This is a genomic window from Massilia putida (assembly GCF_001941825.1).
Classification (GTDB): Bacteria; Pseudomonadota; Gammaproteobacteria; order Burkholderiales; family Burkholderiaceae_D; genus Telluria; species Telluria putida.
This window is the reverse complement of the sequence record NZ_CP019038.1, coordinates 3673517-3699891: the sequence shown is the minus strand read 5'-3', so window position 1 is coordinate 3699891 and position 26375 is coordinate 3673517. Positions and strand designations below refer to the sequence as shown.

Genomic DNA, 26375 nt, shown 5'->3' with positions numbered 1-26375 from the left:
CCCGACCTCCCCGCGCCGCAAGGCCGGGGAGGTGTCTTCATTTCCGACACGCAGCGAGCACGCAATGAGTACGCATCATCGGATCAGCAGCATCACCGTCGTCGGCGGCGGCAGCGCGGGCTGGATGGCCGCCGCCGCCCTCGCGACCTACCTGGGCAAGGGTGCCACCATCCGCCTGATCGAGTCCGAGGAGATCGGCATCGTCGGCGTGGGCGAGGCCAGCGTCCCGCACATGAAGCTGTTCAACGGGCAGTGGCTGGGCATCGACGAAGCGGAATTCGTCAAGCGCACGCAGGCCACCGCGAAGCTCGGCATTGAATTCAACGACTGGAGCCGCATCGGCGACAGTTATTTCCACGGCTTCGGCGCCATCGGCAAATCGATCGGGCCGCTGCCGTTCCACCAGTTCTGGCTGAAGCTGTTCCTGGCCGGGAAGGCGGGGCCGATCGGCGAATACTCGCCGCAGACCGTGATGGGCCCGCGCGGCAAGTTCGCGCCCGGCGACCGGAACGCGGCGCCGAACTCGCCGCTGGCCGACATCGCCTACGCCTATCACTTCGACGCCGGCCTGTACGCGCGCTACCTGCGCGAGCTGGCGGAACGCCGCGGCGTGCAGCGCATCGAAGGCAAGATCGTGGGCGTCAACCAGCGCGCCCACGACGGCTTCATCGACTCGGTGACGCTGGAAAACGGAAAATCCGTCGGCGGTGAACTCTTCATCGACTGCTCGGGCTTCCGCGGGCTGCTGATCGAGCAGACCTTGAAGACCGGCTACGTCGACTGGTCGCATTGGCTGCCGTGCGACCGCGCGCTGGCCGTGCCCAGCGAAAGCGCCGCATCGATCACGCCGTACACGCGCTCCACGGCGCTGGCGGCCGGCTGGCAGTGGCGCATTCCGCTGCAGCACCGCACCGGCAACGGCCACGTGTATTCGAGCCGGTACATCAGCGACGACGAAGCCGCCGCGACGCTGCTCGCGAACCTGGACGGCAAGCCGCTGGCCGAGCCGCGCCTGCTCCGCTTCACCACCGGCGTGCGCAAGAAATCCTGGAACAAGAACGTGGTGGCGCTGGGACTGGCCAGCGGCTTCCTCGAACCGCTCGAATCCACCAGCATCTACCTGGCCCAGTCGGGCATCACCCGTTTATTGAGCCTGTTCCCCACGCGCGACGTCAATCCGCTGCTGGCCGAACGCTACAACAATGAATCCATGTTCGAGTACGAGCGGGTCCGCGATTTCCTCATCCTGCACTACCACGCGACGCAGCGCACCGACACGCCGTTCTGGGACTACTGCCGCACCATGTCCATCCCGGATACGCTGCGCGACGCGATGGCGCTGTTCCGTATCGACGGCCGCTACTTCCGCAACGGCGAGGACTTTTTTGCGCTGCCGAGCTGGGTGCAGGTGATGCTGGGCCAGCGCATCATCCCGCAAGGCTACCACCCGATCGTCGACGAGATGCCCGAAGGGCGGCTGGCCGACAACGTCGAGGGCATGCGCGCGACGCTGGCGCAGGCGGTATCCAGCATGCCCACGCACGACGAATGGATCAACCGCTACTGGAAGGCGTCATGAGCAGACATGCGCTCGCGCGGCTGTGCCTCGGCTTCGCCCCCTTTGTCGCCGGCGCATCGGCCATGGCGGGCGACGTCGTCATCGACCGCGGCTGGACGTTCCGCCTCGCGCCCGGCAATGCGCAAAGAGACGCGCATCCGGAAGCGGCGTCCTGGCACGCGGCGACGGTGCCGGGCACGGTGCACACGGACCTGTTCGCGAACAAGGCGATCCCCGATCCCTACGTCGGGGCACCGGAAGCCGGCCTGCAATGGATCGGCCTCGCGGACTGGGAATACCGCACGACGTTCGACGCGCCGCGCACCGCATTGGCAGCCGCGCGCAGCGACCTCGTATTCGACGGCTTGGATATCTTCGCCGAAGTCTGGCTGAATGGGATAAAAGTGCTCGACGCGGATAATGCGTTCCGCACCTGGCGCGTGCCGGTGCAGGGCAAGCTGCGCGAGAAGGGAAACGAGCTGCGCATCGTGCTGCATTCCCCGATCGCGACGCTGCTGCCGCAGGTCCAGGCCATGCCGCACAAGCTGGCCGGCAATTATCCGTCTCCCTACGGCGACGAACCGCCCGATGCGATGACCGGCAACTTTGCGCGCAAGCCCGGCTACCACTACGGCTGGGATTGGGGACCGCGCTACGTCACCGCCGGCATTGTGAAACCTGTCGTGCTGCAAAGCTGGGACGCGGTGCGCATCGATAATCTGCAGCTGCGCCAGGACCACGTCGACGCGGCGCGTGCCGACATCGTCGCGGTGGCAATCATCGATGCCGTGCGCGCGGGCGCCGTCGACCTGCGCCTGTGGCAGACGGCGCCCGGCGGCAAGCGCGCGCTGGCGGTCACGCGGCGCGTCGACCTGCAGGCGGGCGCCAACCGCATCGAATTGCCCGTGCACGTCGACCAGCCGCAACGCTGGTTCCCCAACGGCTACGGCGCGCAACCGCTGTACCGCTACGAGCTCGACGTGGGCGACGCCCGGATCAGCGCGCGCACCGGCTTGCGCAGCATCGAATTGCGCCGCGACCCCGACGACAAGGGCAAGAGCTTTTATTTCGTCGTCAACGGCATCCCCGTGTTCGCCAAGGGCGCGAACACGATCCCGTTCGACATGTTCCAGCCGCGCGTGACGAAGGCGCAGCTGCGCCGCGTGCTGCAATCGGCGCGCGACGCCAACATGAATTTCCTGCGCAGCTGGGGCGGCGGCTATTACGAGAGCGACGATTTCTTCGACCTGGCCGACGAACTGGGCCTGCTGGTCTGGCAAGACTTCATGTTCGGCGGCGGCATGCCGCCCGCCTACGACGACGCGTTCCGCGCGAACGTGATTCTCGAAGCGCGCGACAACGTGCGGCGCCTGCGCAATCACCCGAGCCTTGCGCTTTGGTGCGGCAACAACGAGGAAGAGATCGCGTGGAAGTACTGGGGCCACGGTAAAACGTTGAAGGACGCCGATCCGGCGTTCGCCGACAAGGTGTGGAAAGGCTATGTGCAGCTGTTCGGCACGGATCTGCGCAAGGTCGTGGCGGACGAGGGCGGCGGCATCGCCTACTGGGCCAGCTCGCCCAGCGACGACCTGCATGATGCCGCAAACACCCCGGCCAGCGGCGACATGCATTACTGGGAAGTGTGGGGCAATCCCGCTTACCCGCCAACCAAGTACCTGGAGATCACGCCGCGCTTCATGTCCGAATACGGCCTGCAGGCCTGGCCGGTGCGGCGCACCATCGACGCATTCGCCAGGCGCGACGAGCAGGGCATCGCCACGCCCGTGATCGAGGCGCACCAGAAGTTCCTGGCCGGTAAAGGCAACGAACGGCTGATGAAGTATGTGGACTACGAATTCGGCGCAACGGACGATTTCGACCGCTTCGTCTACCTGAGCCAGGCCGCGCAGGCCGAGGGCATCGAGCTGGCGGCGCTGCACCACCGCGCCAGCCGGCCGTACACGATGGGCTCTTTGTACTGGCAGCTCAACGATGTGTGGCCCGGGGCGTCGTGGTCCAGCGTCGACTGGTTCGGCCGCTGGAAGGCGCTGCACTTCCACGCGCGCCGCTTCTATGCGCCGGTCGCGGTGGCCGCGCTGCGCGGGTTTGATGGCAAGACGTCGGTCAGTCTGCTCAACGACCGCACGCGGCCTGTGCGCGGCGAGTTACGCCTGCGCGTGATGACCCTCGATGGCAAGGTGCTGCGCGACGAACGCAAGCCGGTCGAACTCGCGCCGCTGGCGGCGACGAAGGCGGCGGACTACGTCGATGCCGACCTGCTCGGCGCCGCGGATCCTTCCAACACCGTGGCCGTGTTCGACCTGCGCGCCGAAGGCGAGCCGGCGTCGCGCGGCGTCGTGTATTTCAAGGCCGCGAAAGACATGACGTGGCCCGACCCTGGCCTGCGTGCCGACGTGCGCCGCGCCGGCGCCGGCTACGCGCTCGAACTGCAGGCGACCCGGTTCGCGCGCGCCGTGTGGATCGACGCGGGCGATGCCGACGTATCCGACAACGCGTTCGCGTTGCTGCCGGGCGAAAGCGTGACCCTGCACGTGTCGTCGAAAGCGGGACTCGCCAAGCTGCGCGCGTTGTTGCGTGTGCGTTCGCTGTCGGACGCGATGGCGTTTACTAAACCGCGCTAAAAAACGCGCTGTTTCGCTCGCTTCGATTGACGCAGTGCGATGGCGATTGAATGATTACGAAAAGATTTTAAGGAGACATATCGTGACGAGCCGTACCCGCTTTTCCCAGATTAAACCGACCGCGCGCGGCCTGCGCGGCCTGTGCGTCACGCTGTTCGCGCTGTTGCCGGCCATGTCGCAAGCTGCCGCACCCGTGCCCGCGCTGCGGCCCGTCAGCGATATCGAGTCCGCGGCGCTGGCCCAGCGCGTGAAGGACGAGATGCGCCACGCCTGGCAAGGATATAAACAGTATGCCTGGGGCCACGACGCCCTGAGCCCGCTCAGCAAGAAACCGCGCGACTGGTACGAGCATTCGCTCCTGATGACGCCCGTGGATGCCCTGGATACGCTGGTCATCATGGGCTTGAAGGACGAGGCCAACGAGGCGCGCGAGCTGATCGCGACGCAGCTGTCGTTCGACCAGGACATGTATGTGCAAAACTTCGAGATCACCATCCGCCTGCTGGGCGGCCTGATCTCGGCCTACCAGCTGACCGGCGACGACCGCCTGCTGGCCAAGGCGGAAGACCTGGGCCAGCGCCTGCTGCCGGTGTTCGAGTCGCCGACCGGCATGCCCTACACGCACGTCAATCTGCACACCGGCAAGGTGCGCGGCAACGTCAGCAATCCGGCCGAGACGGGCACCTTGATCCTCGAATTCGGCATGCTGAGCAAGCTGACCGGCAAGCCCGTCTACTTCGACAAGGCCAAGCGCGCGCTCGTGGAAACCTATCAGCGCGCGTCGAAGGATGGCCTGGTGGGTTCGGCGATCGACGTCGAAACGGGCAAGTGGGTCAATACCGACGCCCACATCGGCGGCGGCATCGACTCCTATTACGAGTACCTGTACAAGTGCTACCGCCTGTTCGGCGACAACGACTGCAAGGCCATGTGGGACCGGAGCATCGCCGGCGTCAACAAGACCCTGGCCGACAAGCGCGACGGCGCCCTGTGGTACGGCCACGCCGACATGAATACCGGCCGGCGCACCGCCACGCAATATGGGGCGCTGGACGCCTTCATGCCCGCGCTGCTGGCGCTCGGCGGTGACGTCCCACGCGCGAAGGCGCTGCAGGAATCCGGACTGCGCATGTGGCGCCTCGCCGGCGTCGAGCCGGAAGCGCTGGACTATGCGCGCATGAAGATCACGTCGCCGGGCTATGCGCTGCGTCCCGAGATCATCGAATCCGCGTACTACCTGAACCACTACACGGGCGACGCGCGCTACCGCGCCATGGGCCGCGAATTCTTCGAGGCTTTCGTGCGCTGGTGCCGCACCGACGCCGGCTACGCGGCGCTGAAGGATGTGCGCACCAAGGTCCAGGAAGATTCGATGGAGAGCTTCGTGTTCGCCGAGACCTTCAAGTATTTCTACCTGCTGTTCGCGCCGAAGCAGGCGCTGGACTTCGACGCGGTCACTTTCAACACCGAAGCGCATCCGCTGCGCCTGCCGGCGCCAAAGAACTGACAGGAGAATCCGCATGACCGCATTCTCCACCCCGCGCCTTGCTGTGCTGCTGGCGGCGCTGGCGCTGGCGCTGCCGCTGGCGCACGGCGCGCCTCGGCTTGATGCCACGCCCGTGAACACCTTCATCGGCACGCAGGACGAAGGCAATACCTTCCCCGGCGCGTCGGCACCGTTCGGCATGATCCAGGTCGGCCCGACCGGGGAGCATTACGCCGGCTGGCGCTACAGCGACACGCGTATCCGCGGCTTCGGCCATTCTTACCTGTCCGGCGCGGGCTGCTGGGAGCAGGGCGGGCAGCTGCAGGTGCTGCCGGTCACGGGCCGCATCGGCCCCGGCGGCGACTTCGACACCGCCAAGCCGGAAACCTTCGACTATAAACGCTATGCCGCCGGCTACACGCATGACGGCGAGGTCGGCCAGGCCGGCTACTACAAGGTCCAGCTCACGAGCTATGGCGGCATCACGGCCGAAGCGACGGCGCTGACCCGCGCCGCGGCCGAGCGCTACACGTTCGCCGCCGGCACCGCGTCCGGCAACGTGCTGCTCAACGTGGGACAGGCCAACGAGCGCCATTCCGTGGTCGGCAGCGAAGTGCGGATCGTGGACGACCGCAGCGTCGAAGGCCGCATCACGACGAAAAGCTTCTGCGGCGGCGCGCAGTACACCACCTGGTTCCGCATCGTGTTCGACCAGCCCTTCGCCGCCCACGGCATCTGGGACGACCGCGGCGGCTGGCCGAATGCGAAGGGCCCCAGCCAGCAGGGCGACAGCCGGCCGCACGGGGTCTGGCTGACGTTCGACCTGAAACGCGGACGTGCCGTCACGGCGGTCAGCGCAATCTCGCACGTGGACGCCGAAGGCGCACGCGCCAACCTGAAGGCGGAAGGCATGGCCGGCGGCCAGCCGCTCGCCTTCGATGCGATGCGCGAGAAGGCACAGGCGGCCTGGCAGCGGGAGCTTGGCAGCGTGCGCATCGATGGCGGGAGCCAGGACGACCGCACCGTGTTCTATACCGCGCTGTACCACGCGCTGCTGCAGCCGCTGACGGGCAACGACGCGGACGGCCGCTACCGCGGCTACGACGACGCGATCCATACGGCGAAGGATTGGACGTATTACGAGTTCTTTTCGCTATGGGACACCTACCGCGCGCAGAACCAGCTGCTTGCCCTGCTGCGGCCGCAGCGCGCGCGCGACATCGCGAATTCGGTACTGAAAATCCGCGAACAGGGCGGCTGGCTGCCGCGCTGGGGCTATGCCAACTTCGAGACGAACGTGATGACGGGCGACCCGGTCACGCCCTTCCTGGTCGACCTGTGGCGCTACGGCGCGCTGAAAGGCCGCGAGGGCGAAGCCTATACGGCGCTGCGCGAAAACGCGTTCGGCGTGCCGCCGCAGCGCATCCGCGCCGAAGGCCGCGCCGGCAACCCGAGCTATTTGAGCCAGGGCTTCGTGCAGTACGACCGTGCCTTCGTCGCCAAGGGCATGGACATCGACCCGCACCACGGCGCCTCGGCGACGCTGGAATATTCTCTGTCCGACAGCGCGCTGGCCGTGATGGCCAGGGCGCTCGGCCACGCCGACGACGCCCGTCTGCTGGACCGGCGCGCCCTCAACTGGCGCCATGTGTGGGATGCGAGCGTGGTCGACAAGGAGACCGGTCTGCGCGGCTTCCCGCGCCCGCGCGTGCAGGACGGCAGCTGGTTCGCCGACGTCGGCGGCGGCTACGATCCGCGCAGCGAGCGGGGCTTCCACGAGGGCACGGCATGGCAATACCAGTGGCTCGTGCGCCAGGACATCCCGGGCCTGGCCGCGGCGATGGGCGGTCCCGCGCAGGCGCTGCGCCGCCTCGACCTGTTCTTCGACTACGACGCCCTGGCGGCCGATCCGGCGGCCGTGCGCAAGTCGTGGGTGGTGGGGCCGTACAGCTATTACAGCCAGTTCCGCTACAACCCGAACAACGAACCGGACCTGCACGCGCCGTGGGTCTACACGTTGATGGGCCAGCCGTGGAAGACGACGACCGTGCTGCGCGCGGCGGAAACGCTGTTCGGCAATGGCCCGAGCGGCGTCACCGGCAACGACGATCTGGGCACGATGTCGGCCTGGTATCTGTTCAGCGCACTGGGCTTGTACCCGGACACGCCGGGCAGCGGCCGCTTCCTGCTTCACGCGCCGCGATTCGCGCACGCCGAGATCGACCTGCCGCAGGGCCGCGTGCTGCGCATCGACGCGCCCGACACCAAGGTGGGCGAGCGCCGCTTCGTGCAGTCCGTGAGCTGGGCGAACAAGCCGCTGTCGCGCGTGTGGCTGGATTGGGAACAGCTGCAGGCCGGCGGCACGCTCGGCTACCGCCTCGCGCCGCAGCCGGATACCGCGGGCTGGGGCACGCATGCGCGCGATTTGCCGCGGGCTCCGGCCGGGCTCGCGCCCTGACACCGCCAAGTTATAGGGTGGGCGGCCCGCCGCCCACGCGTAACGCCAACAAATCGCGAGCGTCACGCGTGGGCACGTGTTTGATGCCCCAGCATCAAACACCCCACCTCCACCTACCGCTGCTGCCCCTTGCCCGTCGCCGCCCACCAGATTCCTCCCATCAGGTGGGCCAGGTATTGCGGATCGCGGTACATTTCGCCGTTGTGGCCCAGCAGCGTGACGAACACGCGGCCCTTCTCGACCTGGTGATACCACGACACCGGGTGGTCCTTGCCCATGCCCGTCGCGACCTGGCCCGGCCAGATCCGGGTCGGATCGTAGCTCGATTCGTCCACGTTCAGCACGGGTCGGATCGCGACCTTGTACGGGTTGGTCGTCTCGTACCACTCGTCGCTCCAGATCCAGCGCGGCGGGATGCCGAACGTCGCCGGGAAGCCTTTATCGACGACGTCGACGGCCGCCGTCTGCAGGAACGGGTGGATCTTGAAGGACCTGCCGACCAGTTTCTCGTACCACACCCACCCGTTCGGCGGCGTGATCGCGGCGCGGTGCACGATGACGGCATTGCCGCCGGCGCGCATGTACGCTTCGAAGTTCGCGCGCTGTGCCGGACTCAGCTCCTCGCCGGGCGTGTTGAGGAACACGATGGCCGCGTACTGTTTCAAATCGCCGTCGAAGGCCTCGGGCTTGTTCGTGTACGTGAACTCGAACGCGTGCAGCCTGGCCAGCTTTTCCAGGCTGTCGCGCGCGATGGGAATGTATTCGTAGTGGTACTTGTTCGGCATGGCCAGCACGAGCAGCTTGTACTGGATGTCGGCCGACCATGCCGCCGGCGTGGCCAGCATCGTGGCCGCCGCCACCGTCGATACGATGCCTTTCATTGGAATCCTTTCATGGCGCGGGCACGCCTTCCGGTTGCCGGCCGTTGCGCGGCACGAGCCAGCCGCCGTCGGACAGCCAGTCGGCCAGGCGATCCGGCCAGTGCTGCAGCGAGACGCGTTCGCCGCGCTGTCCCACGTTGAATGCGTGGTCCGTGTCCGCATACAGGTGCAGTTCCGCCGATACGCCCGCCTTCACGAGTTGCTGGTACAGCGTGAGCGTCGGCGGCATGCAGCACGTGTCGCGCGACCCGGCGACGAGGAACGCGGGCGGCGCGCCGTCTACGGCCTTGGCAGGTGAGCCCAGCGGACCAGGATACACGAGCACCTGGAAATCCGGGCGCGCGCTCTGGCGGTCCAGCGCATCCGTCTTGCCACGCGGCGCGGGCTCGGGGTTGTCCGCGACGAGCGACACGAGTTCGCCCCCGGCCGAGAATCCCATGATGCCCACGCGCTGCGGATCGACGCCGTACTCGTTCGCATGCGCACGCACCCAGCGCACGGCACGCCGCAGATCGGCCGCGCCGTCGCCTTCGATGCTGTAGCCGGGCGAGTCCGGATCGCGCGCGAGCCGGTATTTCAGCACGAACGCGGTGACGCCCATCCGGTTCAGCAGCTTGCCCGCGACGACGCCCTCGTTCTGGAACACGAGCATCCGATGCCCGCCGCCCGGTACGACGACGATCGCGGCGCCGTTCGCATGGCGCGGGTCCGCGCGCAGCACTGTCAGCGACGGGTCGTGCACATTGCTGACATAGGCACCGTCCGTGAGCTTTTCCGGCTCGCCGTGGCGCTTTTCCGAACCTGGCGCACCAATGGGCCACAGCTGAACCACGGGCGGTGCGGCCTGCTGGGCGAGGGCGCTGCCGGCGCAGCCCAGCGCCAGCAGGATCGATACGGTCAGGCGCTTAGTCGACATGGCTCGCGATCTGGCTCGTGTACAGGCTGTGGTGGGTGAGGATGAACAAGGTGTGCTTGTCAGATCCGCCGAAGACCAGCTGCAATGGCCGTTCCGGCACGTCGATGCGGCCGCGTTCCTTGCCGTCCGGGCCGTAGATAAACACCTGGCCGTTGGCGACGTAGACATTGCCGTCCGGGCCCAGCGCCGCGCTTTCTCCGCCGCGGTCGGCCACGGCCTTCAGGTCCGTGATCGCGCCGCCCTGGCCCATCAAGCCGCTGAACGTGCGGTTCTCGGAGCCGTTCGTGAAGATCACGCGCTCGCCCACGCGGGCGCTGGTGAAGCCGTGCGTGTCGAGCGTGTCGGACCAGCGGTAGCCCAGGTGATTCGTCGCGCCCTGGCGCGTCACGCGGTACGCCGGCAGCACGAGGCTGCCGTCCGGGGACACGTATTCCTGCGCCTTCGGCTGTGCGACGTCACGCGCGAACATTTCGCTCAAGGTAGTGAACTCGTACGTTTTCGGGTCGATTTGGTCCTGGAATTCGCCGTTCTGCCAGAAGTTGACGGGGACGGCGACGCGCGCACCCGCCCTGCTTGCCACGGCTGTCGGCTTGATCATCGTGATGCCTTCCGGCGTGGGCGGGACGTCCGGCTTGAATGCGTACACGCTCGCGCTCGGGCCGTAGTGCGACACGACCATCACGTTGCCGCTGCGGTCGATGGCGAGGTTGATCGGGTCGAGCGGCGCGTCGCGCACGATCTCCAGGCCGCGACCCTCGCTCCACGCGTGGATGCGCTTGAAGTGGCGGTCGATGAAATACAGCTTGCCGTTCGCGTCGACGGCGCCGCCGGCGATGGAATAAAAGCCGTCGGCGACCTTTTCCACCTTGCCCATGGGCGCCGGTGCGCTGGCCTGCGTGCCCGTGTAGTCGAGGATCGCGAACTCGCGCTCGCGCACCTGGATGTTGTGCGTGACGTCGACGATGGCATCCTCGTACGGGTATTTCGATGCGCGCAGATACGTGGTGCAGCCGTTCTCGTCGCAGGTGGCGAAGCCGCTCTCGCCGTTCACGTGCACATTGCGCAGGCGCAGGCCGCTGGAGTTGGCGATGCGCATGGCCGTCAGCGCCGGCTTGATGGAGCGCGTGACGCGGTAGGCGTGGTAGTTCGCGATCAGGATGTTCTTCGAATTGCGGATGTCGAACGAAGTGGAATCCATGCCGTCGCGGACTTCCTCTTCCGTCTGGGGCGCATAGAAGGACCAGTTCTCGACACCGTCCAGCACGATCTCGTTGCGGATGTGGTGCTCGGCCGAGAGTTCGTACACGTGGCCCGGCGTCTTCGTGTTCGAGACATAGAAGCCCGCCTGCGCATACCCGCTCGGCGACCAGACGCCGGTGAACGTGCCGCCGCCGCCGTCCGTCACCCAGATGCTCGGGTACTGGCGGTCCCACCAGGCCGTCGTGTCCCAGTTGGCCGTCTTCTTGTACGGATCGGCGCGCGTGCCGTCGTACAGGCGCGTGCCGTGGCCGCCCTGGATGCGCACGTCGTCCACGAGAGAGGCTTCGCCCGCGCGCCACAGCAGCGCGACGGCGCGGTTGTTGACCTCACCCGTCGCGAGGCCGATGCCGGACACGATGCCGGCGCCGCCGCGCGCGCTTTCCAGCAGGGCTTTTGGTGTGCCGACGTCCTGGAACAGCGGCGAGCCGTTCGGCAGCACGAGCTGCGTCAGGCCCGGATGCAGGCCGACGATCACCGTGTCCGGTTTCATGCGGATCGTGTCGTTCACCATGTAGAAGCCCTGCGGCAGGTACACGACGCGGTGGCTGTCGATGGCTTTCTGGATGGCGGCCGTGTCGTCCGCATGGCCGTCGCCGAGCGCGCCGAACGTGCGCACGTTGGCCCATTCTTTTGTCGGCGGCAGCGCTTTCAGCACACGCTGCGGCGTAGCCTTGGCCGGGAAAGGCGCCGTCTTGTAATTCGTCGTGAAGCGGCCCGGCGCGCCCAGCTGCTCGAGCTTCATGCCGTAATTGAGTTCCGTGACTTCATACGCGCGGCCGGCGCCGGCGAGCGTCCTGCCGCTGTCGCGAAAGCGTGCGAACGTCGGCACGTTGCGCGCGCTGGCGCGGTCGAAGGCGATCTGCGTGTAGACGTTGTCCTCGTTGCTGATGACGACGGCGGCCTTCGCCACGTTCTCGAAGCGCACGTGTCTCCCCCACAGCCAGTCGCCGTAGCCGCGGTCGATGTCGATGCCGATGGGTGTGTCGCGGATGTCGACGTTGTCCAGCGTGAGCCCGGCCTCGTGTTCGCGGATGGCCGCGTCGCGCTGGCCGTCGAAGCTGGAATCGACGAGGGTGAACTGCCACGCGGGCGACGTCTTCTCCGCCAAAATGCCGTAGCGGCCGCCGTGGAATTTCAGGTCGTAGGCGATGTTGCCGACGTGGTAGACGCCCGCGAGGCCGCTGCCGATGTGGAAGTCGATGTGCGACAGGTTCGAGTGCTGGGCCGTGTGCATGCGCACGCCGGTGGCGGCCGGGTTGCCGTCGCCGATCTCGAAATCGACGTTCGACAGCACGGAATAGAAGGTCGCGGAGTTCGCGTCGCGCACGTCCTGCGTCGCGCCGACGGCGCCCGCGACGGGCATCGGCACCTTGCCGACCGTGTACTGGTCGCCGCCGGTAAAAATCACCATGTTGGCGACGCCCTGCTGGAAGCCGGGCGTATTCGGCGCCAGCACGAACACGGGGCGCGTGGGGCCGACGCCGTACAGGCGCACGGCGAGCGGGATCAGGAGGCTCTTCGTGATGCGGTAGCGGCCCGACGGCAGGAACACGACGCCGCCTTCGCCCTTGTTGGCGGCGGCGTCGAGGGCTTGCTGGATGGCGGCGCTGTCGTCCGTCCTGCCGTCGCCCCTGGCATGCACGACGATGGCGTGCGGGTCGTCCGGCATGGTTTGGAAGGCGGACACGGAAGCGGCAGCGGCATATCCTGGCGCGGCGAGCGCGAACGCCAGCGCCATGGCGGCCGGCATCGTCGAAAGCGTAGTCTTCATTTATAGTTATCCTTGTTATCCTTGGGTGACGAACAGCGACAACAACATCACGAACAGCAGCCCGAACACGCCGACGATGGTCTCCATCATCGTCCACGAGCGGAACGTGTCCTTCAACGACAAGCCGAAATATTCCTTGAACATCCAGAAGCCGGAATCGTTCACGTGACTGAACATCAGGCTCCCCGCGCCGACGGCGAGGACCATCAGGTTCGGGTCGACGCCGGAGCTCTGCACGAGCGGGCCGACGACGCCGGCCGCCGTGATGCCGGCCACCGTGGCGGAGCCCAGGCAGACGCGGATCAGGGTCGCGACGGCCCACCCGAGCAGCAGCGGCGGCACAGGCATGTGGGCGAGTTGCGTGCCCAGTTCCGCGCTGACGCCGGAATCGATCAGCACCTGCTTGAGGCCACCGGCGCCGGCGATGATCATCAGGATCGGCGAAATCTCGCGCAGCGCGCCCGCGGCGCTGTCCGTCACGCGCTTGAACGGCTGGCCGCGGCCGACGCCCAGCGTCACGATCGCGACGCCGTACGACAGCAGCATCACGATCAGCGGGCTGGATAGGAACGCGAGCGGTTTCGCCAGATCCGGGCGGACCAGCGTGACGAGCGTGAGGGCACCCAGCAGCACGACGGGCAGCAGCGCCGTCGCGAAGCTGTTGAAGGTGCCGGGCAGTTCGCTGTCGGGGATGTCCTGCTGCGCGGTGCGGAACATCGGTGCCGGCTCGCCCCGGATGTGTTTCAGCGACATCGCGAAGATCGGCCCCGCGATGATCAAGGTCGGGATCGCGACGACGAGGCCGTACAGCAAGGTCTTGCCCATGTCGGCGTGCACCGCGACGACGAGCGCCGTTGCCGACGGATGCGGCGGCAGGAAGCCGTGCGCGATCGACAGGCCCGCCAGCAGCGGCATGCCGAGCGCCACGGCCGGGCGGCCCGACTGGTACACGAGCGAGAAGATCAGCGGCACCATCAGCACGAAGCCGACGTTGTAGTACAGCGGCAGGCCGACGACGAAGCCGGTGACGGTCATCGCCACCGGGATCCGGTGCATGCCGAGCCGGCCGACGAGGCTGATCGCGATGCGCCGGGCCGCGCCGCTGTCGGCGATCAGCTTGCCGAACACGGCGCCGAGGCAGATCACGACGACGAGGGACCCGAGCAGGTCACCGATCCCTTTTTCGATCGCGCCCGGGATTTTCGCGGCGGGCATCCCGAGCATCAATGCGGCGACGATGGCGGCGACGACGAACGCGAGGAGCGGCTGCACCTTGCCCCACGCGATCATCAACGTCAGCAGGCCGACCGCCAGCAATACGGACAGTAGATTCCACATGGCCGGCTCCGATCAGAAGTTGTAGCGCAGGCCGGCGCGGTAGGTGCGGCCCACGACGTCGTACAGGGCCGGGTTGATCGCGAAGCTCGGGTTGGCCTGCGGTGCCGGCGTCGGATCGCGGTCAGCCAGATTGTCGATCTTGAAGTAGACCATCGTCTGCTTCGACACGTTGTAGCTGCCGCCGAAGTCGATATAGGTCGCGCCCTTCATCTTGTTGTCGTAGATGGTCGGGTGGATCAGGGTCGACACCGGGCAGTTGGTCTGGCACTCGATGTACTCGTTGCTGTACTTGCCGTCGCTGACCCAGCGTTCGGTCAGCGTGAGGCTCAGCTTATCGTTGTCCCAGGACTGCGTCGCGAGCAGCTTCCACTTCGGCGTGTTGCCCAGGTTGACGCCCGCGCCTTCCGACGGGATCGTGCCGACGACGCCCGAGTCCGTGATGAAGTGCAGCGTGCGCGTGGCCAGCGCCCGCACGGTGAAGCGGCCCGGCAGGCTGAATTTGTCGAGATTCGTGCGGTACGCGCTCTCGATGTCGAAGCCTTTCAAATGCAGCGACGCGAGGTTGAAGTTCTGCACCGTGACGTAGTTGTTGCCCGGGCTGTTCAGCACCATCGCCGAGCAGATTTCCTTGTTACCGGCCGTGCACAGGTCGACTTCCTGCTGGATCGACAACGTGGAGATCACGTCGTTGACCTTGATGTCATAGTAGTCGACCGACGTCGAGAAGCCGGGCGCCCAGCTCGGCTGGCTCAGCACGATGCCGAACGAGTTGTTGCGCGCGATTTCCGGACGCAGGTTCGTGTTGCCGACGGTGCGCTGCTGCACGCTGACCGTGTTGCCCTGGTATTGGACCTGGTTGTTGACGACGACCGGCGCCGCGAACAGTTCGGAGAGGTTAGGCGCGCGCACGTCCTTCGAGCTGACGGCCCGGAAGCGCAGGCCGTCGATGCCGGTCTTCCACGTGGCGCCGATCTTCCAGCTGCTGACGTTACCCGCCGTGCTGTACTTGGTCTGGCGGTCGGCGATGTTCAGGTTCGCTTCGCCCCACGTGTCCGATTTCAGTACCGGCAGGTTCAGCTCGACGTAGGCCTCGCGCACATTGTAGGCGCCGGCGCCGTTGTGATAGTTACCGGCGTACCAGTTGTTGCCGACCGTGCTGTTGAGGATCGGATCGGCCGGGTAGGCGGCGCCGCCGATCGAATCGGGAGAAACGCCGGCGCCGTACGGGTCGCCGTGCACGTCGTATTTTTCGCGGCGCCACTCGGCACCCGTCGCCATCGACAGCGGACCGGCCCAGCCTTCCCACACTTCGCCGTTGAAGTTGGCGCTGGCCACGTCCTGGCTTTGCGTCGTGCGCTGGATCGGGCCGGCGGCCGGCGCGACATACGCCCACGCGGCCGGATCGACCGGGTTGTTGCCGATGATGTTCAGCGGGACGCAGCCGTTCGCGGCGGCGGTGGCATCGCGGCAGACGATCTTGCCGGACACCGGGTCGCGCACGGCGTCGATCGCCTTGCCGTAGCGTGCGTTCAGCGTGATGTCGTGGACGTTGATGTTGGTCGTGTTCTCGCCGTGTTCCGCGTACGCGTCGTACGACCAGTCCTTGCCGAACAGCGTGAACTTGCCGTCGCCGCCGAGGACGAAGCGGCGCTGCGTGCGCGTCGGGTGCACGTTGATGTTCGCCGGGAAGATGGCGTTCGCCGTGCCGTACTGGAAGCTCTTGATATTGTTGGCCGCGCAGGCTGCCACGATCGAGGCCGGCAGGAAAGCGTTGTCGCAATTGATGGTCAGGTTGGCCTGCTTGGCCGCGCCGGGATTCGGCGAAAAATGCGATTTCACCTGCGCGTAGTTCAGCGTGACATAGATCTCGTTATCCGGATCGATGTCCCACGACAGGCGCGTGTACGCGACCTGCCGCTTGAAATTCATCGCGAGGTTCGTGCCGGCGCCCACGCTGCCGGACAAGTCGCCGCCCACGCAGAACGGATTCACGCAGTTGGTGACCTGGCCCGTGTGGGTCGGCACGCCGTTGGAACCGTAGTTGAACTGGTAGGGCACGCCGCCGTCGCCGAACGCGGTGCCCTGCAGCGGCCCGTTCGTGATCAGGCCGTATTTCGAATACTGGTATTGCTGCGCGTGGTCGATGACCTTGTATTCCGGCTGGCCGTCGGTCGTTTGCGACAGCGGGCGGCGCTGGAACACGGTGTTGCGGTACCACGTGCGGCCGCCGGCGCCCACTTCGCCGAAGCCCGGCGAATCGATGCCGTTCTCCTTGCTGAATTCCCCGCTGACGGTCGCATGCAGGCGGTCGTCCATGAAGCCCTTGCCCCAGGCGGCCTGCAGGGTGCCGCTCTTGTCGTCGTGGTAGCGCGTCTGGCCACCTTCGACGTTGGCTTTGAAACCCGTGAATTTTTTATCCGTGATGAAGTTGACGACGCCGCCCACCGCATCCGACCCGTACGACGCCGACGCGCCGCCCGTCACGACGTCCACGCGCTTGACGAGCAGTTGCGGGAACTGGCTGACGTCCGTGACGCCGGTGACGTTGGCGCCGACGACGCGCTGGCCGTCCAGCAGGGTCAGCGTGCGGAGCGTGCCCAGGCCGCGCAGGCTCAGCGAGGAGAGGCCCTGGATGCCGCTCGAGGTGCTGTTGGTGCTTGTCGTGCGGCCCGTGCTGCCCTGCAGCGCCGGCAGTTCGGCCAGCGTGTTGAACAGGTTCGGTTTCGCCGCCTTTTCCAGGTCGGCGGCGGACAGGCTCGTCGTCGGCGTCGGCTGCGTGAAGCCGCGCGCCACGATGCGCGAGCCCGAGATGCGCACGACATTCGTTTCCGGGACGGCGGCGGTGGCCGGTTCCGTGGCCGGGGTCGCCTGCGCGGCCTCGCTCGCGCCCTGGCCGTCGGCCGGGGTTTGCGGTGCCTGCTGGACGTCCTGGGCGTGGACGGCCGCGCCCAAGATGCCGCAGGCGCCGGCGACGGCCAGGTTGATGAGGGTCCTTGGTAGTGGTGTACGCATGGTGTCTCCGTTGTTCTCGTGTGGTTGGCGTGCCGCCTCGGACGGTGGGCGGCTGGGCCAGGGTGCGGCGACTTACTTGGTATTGCTTGTGTTCAGTCCGTCCTGCCGGTCGATGCGATGATGCTGGCCACCAGGATTTCCGGCGGCTGGGTGAGGTCCAGGGTGATGCCGGCCTCGCCGGGTTGCAGCGGCTCGAGGTCGCGCAACTGGCTGTCCAGCAACGAAATCGGCATGTAGTGGCCGATGCGCGTCTGCATGCGCGCCGCGATCGTGCCGCGCGGACCTGCCAGGTGCGCGAAGCGCAAGTTCGGATCGGCGCGGCGCAACTGGTCGCGGTAGCGCCGCTTGAGCGCCGAGCACGAGACGACGATGCCGGTGCCGCGTTCGCGCGCGGCAGCGATTTCCGTGGCCAGCGCCTGCAGCCAGTCGGTGCGGTCGTCGTCCGTCAGCGGAATGCCGGCCGACATCTTGACCACGTTGGGGGCGGGGTGATACGCGTCGCCTTCGATGAAGCGGACGTCGAACGCCGCGGCGAGGGCGGCAGCGATCGTGCTTTTACCGCATCCGCAGACGCCCATGATGACCCAGCGGCGGTCGTCACCGCGTAGGCCATCGCCGGGCTGGATCGATACATCGCTTGGTGGTGCCATGCTGTTTTTCTTCCTTTCAGTTCGGTGCGACCGTTAGCGCTATCATTTTTGCCCAGTCTTCAATAAGGCGGCACGTTTGTAAAGGATTTCTTCATGCTGCGCAGCGAAACGCGCCGGAGATGACATCATGCGATGTGCATGAAATGGTACGTATCTTGTTGTTGTGTCAGAGTGAAATGGTCGTCGGATACTGTTAGCGCTATCAGTTGTGCATAGCGGCATGGTCGGGTCAGGTGTGGCGTTTACAACACGATTATCCGGCGGGCGTGGACGTGCTCGTGATCTTGGCCCGGTGCAGGCGCACCTGCATGGCCACCATCCGGACGGCGGCGATGAAGGGAACGGAGAGGAAGATGCCGGAGACGCCCGCCAGCTCCTCGCCGGCGAGCAGTCCGAACACGACGAGGATGGGCGGCACGTCCACGCCTTCGCTCATCAGGTAGGGATTCAGCATGTAGTCCTGGAAGACGCGATAGGCGCCGATGAAGGCGATGATCCAGCCCACGTGTTCGTAGCCGCTGAACAGGGCGACGCCCACGATGGCGGCCGCCGCGACCAGCGGACCCAGCACGGGAATCACTTCCAGCACGGCCGCCACGCCGGCCAGCAGCAGCGCGAACGGCACCCCCATCAGCGACAGCACGAGGCCGTAGGCGATCAATGTCGCCAGCGACAGCAGGGCCAGCGCCCGTACATAGCTCGACAGTACGGTGTTCAGGCCGTGCAGCACGTCCGTCCAGAACGCGCCGTTGCGGCGGTGAGTCATCGTCACGAGGAGTTCGTCGAAGACGGGCGCCTGCAGGATCATCAGGAAGCTCAGGATCGGCACGACGACGACATAGATCAGGTTGCCGGCCAGGTGCACCAGCCCGAAGCCGAGGTTGCGCACGAACGGCATCGCTTCCGCCGAGCCGCCCTGCAACATGCCGCGCAGGAAAGCGGCCAGGCGCGCGCGCAGCGGTTCGAGCAGGCCGGGCAGCGGCAGGCGTTTTTCCAGCGTGGCGGGATCGAGCAGGGTGGGCAACTGGTGCGCCAGCGTCGTCGCCTGCTCGGCCACCTGGTTGCCGAACAGTCCGACGGCCAGCGCGACGAGCGCGATGACGATGAGGTACACGAGGCACAGCAGGGGCGTGCGCGGAATGCGTCCGCCGACCTGGCGTTGGGCCAGCACGAACAGCGGATAGATGAGGTAGCTGAACAGCACGGCGATCAGCATCACCAGCAGCGTCGTCCGCACGAGATAGACGCCATACAGGCCTGCGACGACCAGCGCGGCCGTCCACACCACGCGTGCCGTGCGCGCATCGATACCGAACACGGTTTCTCCCTGGCAGCGGCCCGCCGGTACGGCGGCCCTTGTCAACATGATACGGCGAGGACCATATCGCCGGCGCGCAACTCGGCAACATGGTTGCGGGCATGGTGCTACAGTGAGCGTGCACGGAAAAGCGAAGGAGGCGACGTGAATCGCAGCTATCGTTGGGCAACGGAGCAGAGTGGGGGCCTGGAGCATGTCGAACTGGACATCGGCGACGCGGGCGCGACGGCCGAAGGCGTACTCATCGGTCCAGCGGGCGGCCGGTTGTTTGCCTGCAGTTACGCGCTATGCTGCGACGAGCACTGGCGGGTGCGCAGTCTCGACGTGCATGTCGCGGGCAAGGGGCGGGTATGTCTGCGGGCCGACGGTGCCGGCAACTGGACCCAAGCCGACGGCACGCCGCTGCCGGCGCTGCAGGGTTGCACGGACGTCGACTTGTCCGGCAGCCCCTTCACCAACACGCTGCCGATCCGCCGCCTGGGCGAGCAATTGCAGCAGCGCCAGGAAATCCGCGTCGCCTACGTCGACCTGCCCAAGCTCGACGTCCAGCCCGTGGCCCAGGCTTACACCCGCCTGGCGCAGGACCGGGTGCGGTTCGAAAGCCTGTCCCGCCCGTTCACCGCCGAGCTCGAGATCGACGGCGACGGCCTCGTGCTGCATTACCCGGGGTTGTTCACGCGCGTCGCCGGTTGAGCGTCCGTGCCGATCCACGTGAGGCGATGCCACAGCGCTTCCAGCGGCCCCTGCTTGTGATGCCTGAGCCACCAGGCGCTGAAGGTGCCCTGCAGCACGGCCAGCACGATCCCGATCGAGAGCGCCAGCGCGGTGCCCGTCGTCGCATACAGCCCGAAGCCGAAGCCGTGGTACAGCGTCGTGCCGATGATGGACTGCATCATGTAGCTCGTCAGGCTCATCCGTCCCAGCCAGCGGAACGCGCCCAGCACGCGCGCGCCTGAAGGGCGGCGGTACAGCAGCGCGAAGCCCGTCACGAGCATCAGCATGATGTCCAGTTTCAGCAGCGGCGCGCAGATGCCGTCCACCGGCCGGCGCAGTGCCTCGGCCGCGATCCACGCTTCCAGGTGACCGTGGATGAAGATCAGCGGACCGAGCAGCAGCAACGCGACGACAAAGATGCGGCGCCAGATGAGACGGTTCCTGTCGTTGACCGCGAACAGCCCGGCGCGCCCGGCCAGCATGCCGAACATGAACAGCGCGGGAATCTGCAGGACGCGGCCCATTTCCCAGCTCCACAGCCACACGGCCTGCCTGCCGTTCGTGAGGTTGCCGATCCAGACGTCGACCAAGGCGCCGTGCTTCAGGTACGCGTCGGCGCGGCCGTACAAGGCCCAGGACGCCGGATCCGGCAACTTGCCCGGCGCGCTGTCCAGTGCCGCCAGCGCATCGAACCAGGCGAACGGCTGCAGACTGAGGAAGCAGGCCAGCACGAACACGGTGCGCATGCGCAGGCGCGCGACCGGGATCAGGACCAGGCCGAGCACGGCATACATCGACAGGATGTCGCCCTGGTAGAACGCGCTGTTCACCAGTCCGAACCCGAGCAGGAGCAGCATGCGCCACGCGAAGCGCGGCCGGAAATCCTCGCCGCGCCGGGCCCGCGCGTCGTGCTGGATCTGGAACGTCAGGCCGAACAGCAGGGCGAAGATGGCATATGACTTGCCGCCGAACAGGGCGAACATCGTGTCCCAGATGCCTTGTCCGAGTCCTTTCAGCCAGGCCGGCTCCCCCGGCGGCGAAAAGTAGAGGTCGAAATGCTCGATGTTATGCAGCAGCATGATCGAGACGATCGCAAATCCGCGCAGGGCGTCGACGAGGTCGAGGCGGGACGTGTTCGGCATAGTGGAGGTCGTCATGGGATTCCTGTCCGTTGTGCCCGGCAATTCTAGTTTGAAAACGTTTTCACGCTCAATGATTTTTGCAAATGCCGGCCGCTGCTGCTTTGCCTCTCGTTCACATCTGGTTACAAACCCGTGACTTCTGTCGGCGTCTTTTTTCCGAGTGGCAAAGCAAAGCGCGCGCAAATCACGTAGAATTGCCCCCTGTCAGCTTTCCATGCGCCAACCAATCGGTTGGCGTTTGCTTTTGGCCTTTGTCAGCTTCAGTCATCAACGAACATCTACTAAATGCAAAATCATCTGCCCGTCAGCACCGCCAGTTCCCGCACCGTCGCATTCGCGCAATCGCAGTCGTTTGCCCTGCCGCTCCTGTTCACGGTGTTCGGCGTGATCATGGGTTCGTGGGCCGGCCGTATCCCCGCCATGGCCGGACGCGTGCACGTGTCGCACTCGGCGTTGTCGATGATTCTTCTCTGCGGCGGCTTGGGGGCCGTTCTGTCGTACCCGATTTCATCGCGCATGATGGGTTCGCTCGGCGCGCGCAAGACCATGCTGTTTTCCGGCCTGGCCCTGCTGGCCGTGCTGATCGCCATCGGTGCCGCGCCGACCGTGCCTTTGCTGATGATGGCCGTGCTGAGCCTGGGCGTCGCGGCCAGCACGTTCGACGTCGCCGTCAACTCGGCCGCCACCAGGCGCGAAAAGCAGACCGGCAAGTCGGAACTGTCGAAACTGCATGGCCTCGGCTGTGCCGGCGGCCTGGCGGGCGCCACCCTGGGCAGCCTGATGGCGAGCCTGCACATCGCGCCGGCGACCCACTTCGTGATGCTGGCCGGTCCGCTGGCCCTGGCCCTGTACTTCGGCGTGTCGTCGCTGGACGCGGATGATTCCGGCGAAGCCGTCGAGAAAAAATCGTTCTCGCTGCCGCGCGGTCCGCTGCTGTTCCTGGGCGCCATCGGTTTCCTCGGTTCGATGGCGGAAGGCAGCATCGCCGACTGGAGCGACGTGTTCCTGAAAGAGCATTTCGGTGCATCGGACGGCCTGGCGCCGCTGGCCCTGTCGTCGTTCTCCGTGATGATGCTGCTGGCCCGCCTGGTCGGCGACAAGCTCAAGGCCCGCTACGGCGCCCGCTCCCTGGTCACCAGCGGCTCGATGCTGGGTGCGGCCGGCCTGTTCTTTGCCGTGCTGTCGCCGGATGCCTACTTCGCCCTGTTCGGCTTCGCCGTCGCCGGCGCGGGCATGGCGCTGGTGTTCCCGTTCGTGTTCAGCGCCGCAGGCAGCCAAGGTCCGGTGGCACTGGCGGGCGTCGCCAGCATGGCGTACAGCGGCAGCCTGATGGGCCCGCCGGTGATCGGCGCCATCGCGCAAGGCCTCGGCATGCAGGTCGCCATCGCCTACATCGGCGGCCTGGCTGCGCTGATCGCCTTCGTGGCCAGCCGTTCGCGCCTGTTGAAGTAATCTTTTTCGTCCGGCACGCGCAGTTTGCGCTGAGCCAAGCCCGAGCCGATTTCGAAGAACCCCAGTACGCCTGGGTGCTCCAAGCAGTGTCACTCGTCTGCCTGGAGTTCTCATGCAAAGCGAAATCGATGCCGTGTCCATCGTCTGGTTCCACGACCGTCAGCTGCGCGAACGCGATTGGCCGGTCATGTCGCATGGCGCCGGCGCATCCGGCGCATCCGGCGTATGGGAATGGATCGACGACAACCACCGCTACAACGGCCTGCTGTGGCACGAGGAGGACCGGGCGCGCCGGCTGGACGTGCCGCCCGCCGAGATCGCGGCCGGCAAGCGCCTGATCGACCGCTACAACCAGAAGCGCAACGACGCGGTCGAATCCATCGACGAGGCGCTGCTGGCCGACCTGCGCCACGTCGTCTGCGAGCCCGGCGCGCGGCTCTCGAGCGAGACAGCGGGCGCCATGATCGACCGCCTGTCGATCCTGGCCCTCAAGATCCACCACATGCGCGCGCAGGCGCAACGCGCCGATGCGGACGAGGCACACGTCCGCACCTGCACCGGCAAGCTCGAACGCCTGCTCACGCAACGCCAGGACCTGGTGTCCTGCCTCGACCTCCTGCTCACGGAGGCGCGGGCCGGACGGGCTTACTTCAAGCTCTATCGCCAATTCAAGATGTACAACGATCCGGCACTCAATCCCTATCTGAATGGCCAGGCGACGCCAAATGGAAGGGCGACGCCGTGAGCGAGACGATCGACGTCCTGATCCCGACCCGCAACCGGCCCGGGGCGCTCGCGGTCACGCTGACGGCGCTGGGCGCCCAGACCTGGCCGGCCTTGCGCATCGTGCTTGCCGACCAGTCGGATGGGGACGGCGCATGCGCGCATGGCGAAGTGCAGGCCGTATTGCGCTACCTGCGCGCGTGCGGACGCAGCGTGGACACCTTCAAACGTGAGCGCCGCCGCGGCATGGCCGAACAGCGCGCCTTCCTGCTGGCCCAGGTGCGGTCTCCGTTCTGTCTGTTCGTCGACGACGACGTGATCCTTGAGCCCGACCTCGTCGCCCGCTTGCACGCCGTCATCCGCGCCGAACGATGCGGCCTCGTCGGCAGCGCGCTGCACGGATTGAGCTTCCTCGGGCAGCTGCGGCCGATGCAGGAGACAATCGAATTCTGGGACGGTCCCGTGATGCCGGAAACCATACGGCCCGGCAGCCCGGCATGGGCACGCCACCATTTGCACAGCGCGGCGAATCTGTTCCACGTGCAGTCGCGCCTGAAGCAGGAGGGCGCGCCGACCCGGCGCTACAAGATTGCCTGGGTGGGCGGATGCGTGATGTTCGACACGGCCAAGCTGCGGGCCGCGGGCGGCTTCGACTTCTGGCCCGAACTGCCGGCGCAGCATTGCGGCGAAGACGTGCTGGCTCAGCAGCGCGTCATGGCACGCTACGGCGGCTGCGCCATCCTGCCGTCCGGCGCGTATCACATGGAACTGCCGACGACGATCACGGCACGGGCCATCGATGCGCCTTATGTGCTGCCGTTGGCCGATCCGCCGGCAGACAGCGTGATGGACATCCGGTGACATGGACGACGTGCGCAAGATCGTCGTCCTGCGGCCGGGCGCGGTGGGCGATTTCGTGTTCGCACTGCCGGCCTTGCATGCGCTCAAGCAGACCTATCCCGAGGCCGAGCTGGTCCTGGCCGGTAAAGCCTGGCATCGGACGTTCCTGCAAGGGCGGCCTGGCCCGGTGGACCGCGTCGTCGAAGTCCCTCCCGTCCCCGGCGTGGCCGCGCCGCCCGATACGGCACCGGACACAGACGCAATCGGGCGCTTCGTCGACGCGATGCGCGCGGAACGGTTCGATCTCGCGCTGCAGATGCATGGCGGCGGACGGTATTCGAATCCCTTCCTGTTGCGTTTCGGGGCGCGCTTGACGGTCGGCGCGTGCGCGCTGGGCGTTCCCTTGCTCGACCGCTGGATCGCCTATCGCGAACCCGGCCAGCGCAGGCTTGCCTTGCTCGAGATCGCGGGCCTTGCCGGTGCCGATGTCCGGTTGCCGCCGGCCGCGCAAGCGGAAATCGCGTTGACGGCAGCCGATCGGGACGAGGCGGCGGCAATCGTCCCCGTCAGGCCGGGTGAACGTCTCGTCCTGCTGCAGCCGGGAGCGACCGATCCGCGCCGCCGCTGGCCCGCGCGCGCTTTCGCGGCGTTGGGCGACCGGCTTGCGCGAGACGGCGTGTGCGTGGCGATCAACGGTTCGGCGGACGAAGCCGCGCTGGTGCACGACGTTGCGACCCGCATGCGCGCACCGGCGATCGACCTCGCGGGCCGGCTGAGCCTGGGCGGGCTGTGCGGCCTGCTCGAGCGCACGGCCCTGCTGGTATCGAACGACACCGGACCGCTGCATCTCGGGTTGGCCCTGGGCGTGCCGAGTGTCGGCATTTTCTGGCTGACGAATCTGATCGAAGGGATGCCGTTGCGGCCGTCAGCGCTGCATGCCGCCCTGGCGGTGCGGACACGATGTCCCGTCTGCGATAAAGACAATCTCCACACGCGCTGTCCGCATGATGTGAGCTTCGTGGCCGACGTGAGTGTCGATGAGGTGGATGCATTGGCGCGGGTGGCCATCGATCGCTACCAGTAGGGCCACAGGCCGACACTGCGCTGCCGGCTCGGCGCCGTACCGGACAGTAAGGCACGCGCGTGTTGCAGCACCACGTGGGCGCGTTCGGCACCGGGATCCCAGATGCAGCGGTGCATATGGCGGTCGAGTGGCGCCCAGCGGGCGATGTCGGCTTTGCTGAACACGACGACACTTTTCAGTTTGAGGCCGGCCGCGATGTGGGACACGCCGGTGTCGTTGCAGAGCAATAGCCTGGCATCGCGCATCAGGACGGCCATCGCGCCGATGGAGATCGGTGCGGCGGCGTCGAGCGGCTTGTGGTGCATGCGGTCCGCGACTTCGGCCGTCAAGTCCGCTTCTTCGGCCGATCCGGTCAACACCACCTTGAGGCCGAACTCGGCCGCCAGGCGATCGCCGACGTCGGCAAACAGGTGCGCCGGCCAGCATTTGTCCCGCTTGCGCGCGCCGGGATGGATGCACATGTATTCGCCGGGAACGAGCGTTTTGCCGAGGCCGCTGGCGCGCCACTCATCCTCGTCTTGCCGCGACAACGGAAATTCCAGGTCCACGCCCGTCGATGGTGCGCCCATCTGTTCCATCAGGGACAGGAGACGCTCCGGCTCCGCGCCGATCTCCGGATAGGGGAACAGGACGGTCCGGTCGCGGACGACGGCGTCGCCACGGCAGAACCCCGCCATCGTTTGCGCGCCGAAGCCGCTGACGATGTCATTGCTCACGTCACCGCTTCCGTGCAACTGGAGCGCCAGCGCGAACTGGCGGGTGCAGAGGTGCGTATAAAAATGCGCGAGCGCTTCCTGCCGGACCGGTTGCTCGGGCAATAAAGGATGGCCGGGAAAGGCGATGAACTCATCGACATAGGTGTCGAACCGGTCCGCAAATTGCTGCGCCCACGGCAAACCCACCAGTGCGATGTGGGCGCGGGGCAGGGCGGCGCGCAACGCGCGCAGGGCAGGCACCGCGCATAGCATGTCGCCGAGGTGGAGCGCGCGGAATACGACGACCGAAGACGGATCGAGACGCTGCAGCAGTGGTCGACGGTACACTTTTTCCTCCTTTTCGGCTGAGCGGCTAACAAAACCTCCATGGCGACGTTGCATCGTCCCGCCGTACAACGCGTACTGTCTTCGACG

The 26375-nt window shown here is 66.7% G+C and carries 18 protein-coding genes; 9 read left to right on the top strand and 9 right to left on the bottom strand.

Annotated elements, in window-relative coordinates; genetic code table 11:
• Positions 1–64 precede the first annotated feature (64 nt).
• The 4 genes from BVG12_RS18650 (at position 65) to BVG12_RS18635 (ending at position 8144) form a co-directional block, all read left to right on the top strand.
• Complete coding sequence (locus BVG12_RS18650; protein WP_075793702.1) at positions 65–1579, top strand: tryptophan halogenase family protein; 1515 nt, start codon at positions 65–67, stop codon at positions 1577–1579.
• Positions 1576–4200, top strand: coding sequence for a beta-mannosidase (locus BVG12_RS18645; protein ID WP_156895668.1), 2625 nt, complete (start codon positions 1576–1578; stop codon positions 4198–4200). The genes BVG12_RS18650 and BVG12_RS18645 overlap by 4 nt, the downstream gene beginning before the upstream one ends.
• A gap of 82 nt (positions 4201–4282) precedes the next feature.
• A complete protein-coding gene (locus BVG12_RS18640) occupies positions 4283–5707 on the top strand; it encodes a glycoside hydrolase family 47 protein (RefSeq protein ID WP_218921023.1) in 1425 nt (474 codons plus the stop codon).
• A gap of 13 nt (positions 5708–5720) precedes the next feature.
• Positions 5721–8144 (top strand): GH92 family glycosyl hydrolase, encoded by a 2424-nt coding sequence (locus BVG12_RS18635; RefSeq protein WP_075793700.1) that lies wholly within the window; start codon positions 5721–5723, stop codon positions 8142–8144.
• A 113-nt stretch (positions 8145–8257) separates the two neighbouring features.
• On the opposite strand, the gene BVG12_RS18630 is transcribed toward BVG12_RS18635, so the two are convergent.
• The 7 genes from BVG12_RS18630 to BVG12_RS18600 form a co-directional block, all read right to left on the bottom strand.
• Positions 8258–9025, bottom strand: a complete 768-nt coding sequence (locus BVG12_RS18630; RefSeq protein WP_075793699.1) for a ThuA domain-containing protein — start codon at positions 9023–9025, stop codon at positions 8258–8260.
• 10 nt (positions 9026–9035) lie between these two features.
• A complete protein-coding gene (locus BVG12_RS18625; RefSeq protein WP_075793698.1) occupies positions 9036–9941 on the bottom strand; it encodes an alpha/beta hydrolase in 906 nt (301 codons plus the stop codon).
• Positions 9931–12972 carry a glycosyl hydrolase family 28-related protein gene (locus BVG12_RS18620; RefSeq protein WP_075793697.1) on the bottom strand — a complete coding sequence of 1014 codons (3042 nt, stop codon included), beginning with the start codon at positions 12970–12972 and terminating at the stop codon, positions 9931–9933. Before BVG12_RS18620 ends, BVG12_RS18625 begins: the two co-directional genes overlap by 11 nt.
• A 15-nt stretch (positions 12973–12987) precedes the next feature.
• The gene (locus BVG12_RS18615; protein ID WP_075793696.1) at positions 12988–14310 is read right to left on the bottom strand and encodes a gluconate:H+ symporter; all 1323 of its coding nucleotides are present in this window, start codon (positions 14308–14310) and stop codon (positions 12988–12990) included.
• A 12-nt stretch (positions 14311–14322) separates the two neighbouring features.
• Positions 14323–17322, bottom strand: a complete 3000-nt coding sequence (locus BVG12_RS18610; RefSeq protein WP_075793695.1) for a TonB-dependent receptor — start codon at positions 17320–17322, stop codon at positions 14323–14325.
• Between the two features lie 92 nt (positions 17323–17414).
• The gene (locus tag BVG12_RS18605; RefSeq protein WP_075796445.1) at positions 17415–17900 is read right to left on the bottom strand and encodes a gluconokinase; all 486 of its coding nucleotides are present in this window, start codon (positions 17898–17900) and stop codon (positions 17415–17417) included.
• 325 nt (positions 17901–18225) lie between these two features.
• Entirely contained in the window at positions 18226–19290 is a 1065-nt protein-coding gene (locus BVG12_RS18600) for an AI-2E family transporter (RefSeq protein WP_075793694.1), read from the bottom strand.
• A 144-nt stretch (positions 19291–19434) separates the two neighbouring features.
• On the opposite strand from BVG12_RS18600, the gene BVG12_RS18595 reads away from it, so the two are divergent.
• On the top strand, positions 19435–19983 hold the full coding sequence (locus tag BVG12_RS18595; protein WP_075793693.1) for a putative glycolipid-binding domain-containing protein: 549 nt from the start codon (positions 19435–19437) through the stop codon (positions 19981–19983).
• On the opposite strand, the gene BVG12_RS18590 is transcribed toward BVG12_RS18595, so the two are convergent.
• Positions 19950–21161: a DUF418 domain-containing protein gene (locus BVG12_RS18590; RefSeq protein WP_075793692.1), complete on the bottom strand. Its 1212-nt coding sequence runs from the start codon at positions 21159–21161 to the stop codon at positions 19950–19952. The two genes, BVG12_RS18595 and BVG12_RS18590, sit on opposite strands and share 34 nt — an antisense overlap.
• Positions 21162–21431: 270 nt before the next feature.
• Between BVG12_RS18590 and BVG12_RS18585 the strand changes: the two genes are divergently transcribed.
• The 4 genes from BVG12_RS18585 (at position 21432) to BVG12_RS18570 (ending at position 25245) form a co-directional block, all read left to right on the top strand.
• Positions 21432–22598: an MFS transporter gene (locus BVG12_RS18585; protein WP_075793691.1), complete on the top strand. Its 1167-nt coding sequence runs from the start codon at positions 21432–21434 to the stop codon at positions 22596–22598.
• Positions 22599–22710: 112 nt separating this feature from the next.
• Positions 22711–23343: a DUF4254 domain-containing protein gene (locus BVG12_RS35200; protein ID WP_075793690.1), complete on the top strand. Its 633-nt coding sequence runs from the start codon at positions 22711–22713 to the stop codon at positions 23341–23343.
• Positions 23340–24182, top strand: a complete 843-nt coding sequence (locus BVG12_RS35195) for a glycosyltransferase family 2 protein (protein ID WP_075793689.1) — start codon at positions 23340–23342, stop codon at positions 24180–24182. Before BVG12_RS35200 ends, BVG12_RS35195 begins: the two co-directional genes overlap by 4 nt.
• Before the next feature lies 1 nt (position 24183).
• Positions 24184–25245, top strand: coding sequence for a glycosyltransferase family 9 protein (locus tag BVG12_RS18570; RefSeq protein WP_075793688.1), 1062 nt, complete (start codon positions 24184–24186; stop codon positions 25243–25245).
• Here BVG12_RS18570 and BVG12_RS18565 read toward each other — a convergent pair.
• Positions 25236–26342: a glycosyltransferase family 9 protein gene (locus tag BVG12_RS18565; protein WP_075793687.1), complete on the bottom strand. Its 1107-nt coding sequence runs from the start codon at positions 26340–26342 to the stop codon at positions 25236–25238. The two genes, BVG12_RS18570 and BVG12_RS18565, sit on opposite strands and share 10 nt — an antisense overlap.
• Positions 26343–26375 lie beyond the last annotated feature (33 nt).

What these genes read in the sequence shown, in the direction of transcription:
- BVG12_RS18650 (WP_075793702.1), top strand. Translation starts at nt 65, where the DNA reads ATGAGTACGCATCATCGGATCAGCAGCATCACCGTCGTCGGCGGCGGC.
- BVG12_RS18645 (WP_156895668.1), top strand. Translation starts at nt 1,576, where the DNA reads ATGAGCAGACATGCGCTCGCGCGGCTGTGCCTCGGCTTCGCCCCCTTT.
- BVG12_RS18635 (WP_075793700.1), top strand. Translation starts at nt 5,721, where the DNA reads ATGACCGCATTCTCCACCCCGCGCCTTGCTGTGCTGCTGGCGGCGCTG.
- BVG12_RS18630 (WP_075793699.1), bottom strand. Translation starts at nt 9,025, where the DNA reads ATGAAAGGCATCGTATCGACGGTGGCGGCGGCCACGATGCTGGCCACG.
- BVG12_RS18625 (WP_075793698.1), bottom strand. Translation starts at nt 9,941, where the DNA reads ATGTCGACTAAGCGCCTGACCGTATCGATCCTGCTGGCGCTGGGCTGC.
- BVG12_RS18620 (WP_075793697.1), bottom strand. Translation starts at nt 12,972, where the DNA reads ATGAAGACTACGCTTTCGACGATGCCGGCCGCCATGGCGCTGGCGTTC.
- BVG12_RS18615 (WP_075793696.1), bottom strand. Translation starts at nt 14,310, where the DNA reads ATGTGGAATCTACTGTCCGTATTGCTGGCGGTCGGCCTGCTGACGTTG.
- BVG12_RS18610 (WP_075793695.1), bottom strand. Translation starts at nt 17,322, where the DNA reads ATGCGTACACCACTACCAAGGACCCTCATCAACCTGGCCGTCGCCGGC.
- BVG12_RS18605 (WP_075796445.1), bottom strand. Translation starts at nt 17,900, where the DNA reads ATGGGCGTCTGCGGATGCGGTAAAAGCACGATCGCTGCCGCCCTCGCC.
- BVG12_RS18590 (WP_075793692.1), bottom strand. Translation starts at nt 21,161, where the DNA reads ATGACGACCTCCACTATGCCGAACACGTCCCGCCTCGACCTCGTCGAC.
- BVG12_RS18585 (WP_075793691.1), top strand. Translation starts at nt 21,432, where the DNA reads ATGCAAAATCATCTGCCCGTCAGCACCGCCAGTTCCCGCACCGTCGCA.
- BVG12_RS35200 (WP_075793690.1), top strand. Translation starts at nt 22,711, where the DNA reads ATGCAAAGCGAAATCGATGCCGTGTCCATCGTCTGGTTCCACGACCGT.
- BVG12_RS18570 (WP_075793688.1), top strand. Translation starts at nt 24,184, where the DNA reads ATGGACGACGTGCGCAAGATCGTCGTCCTGCGGCCGGGCGCGGTGGGC.
- BVG12_RS18565 (WP_075793687.1), bottom strand. Translation starts at nt 26,342, where the DNA reads ATGCAACGTCGCCATGGAGGTTTTGTTAGCCGCTCAGCCGAAAAGGAG.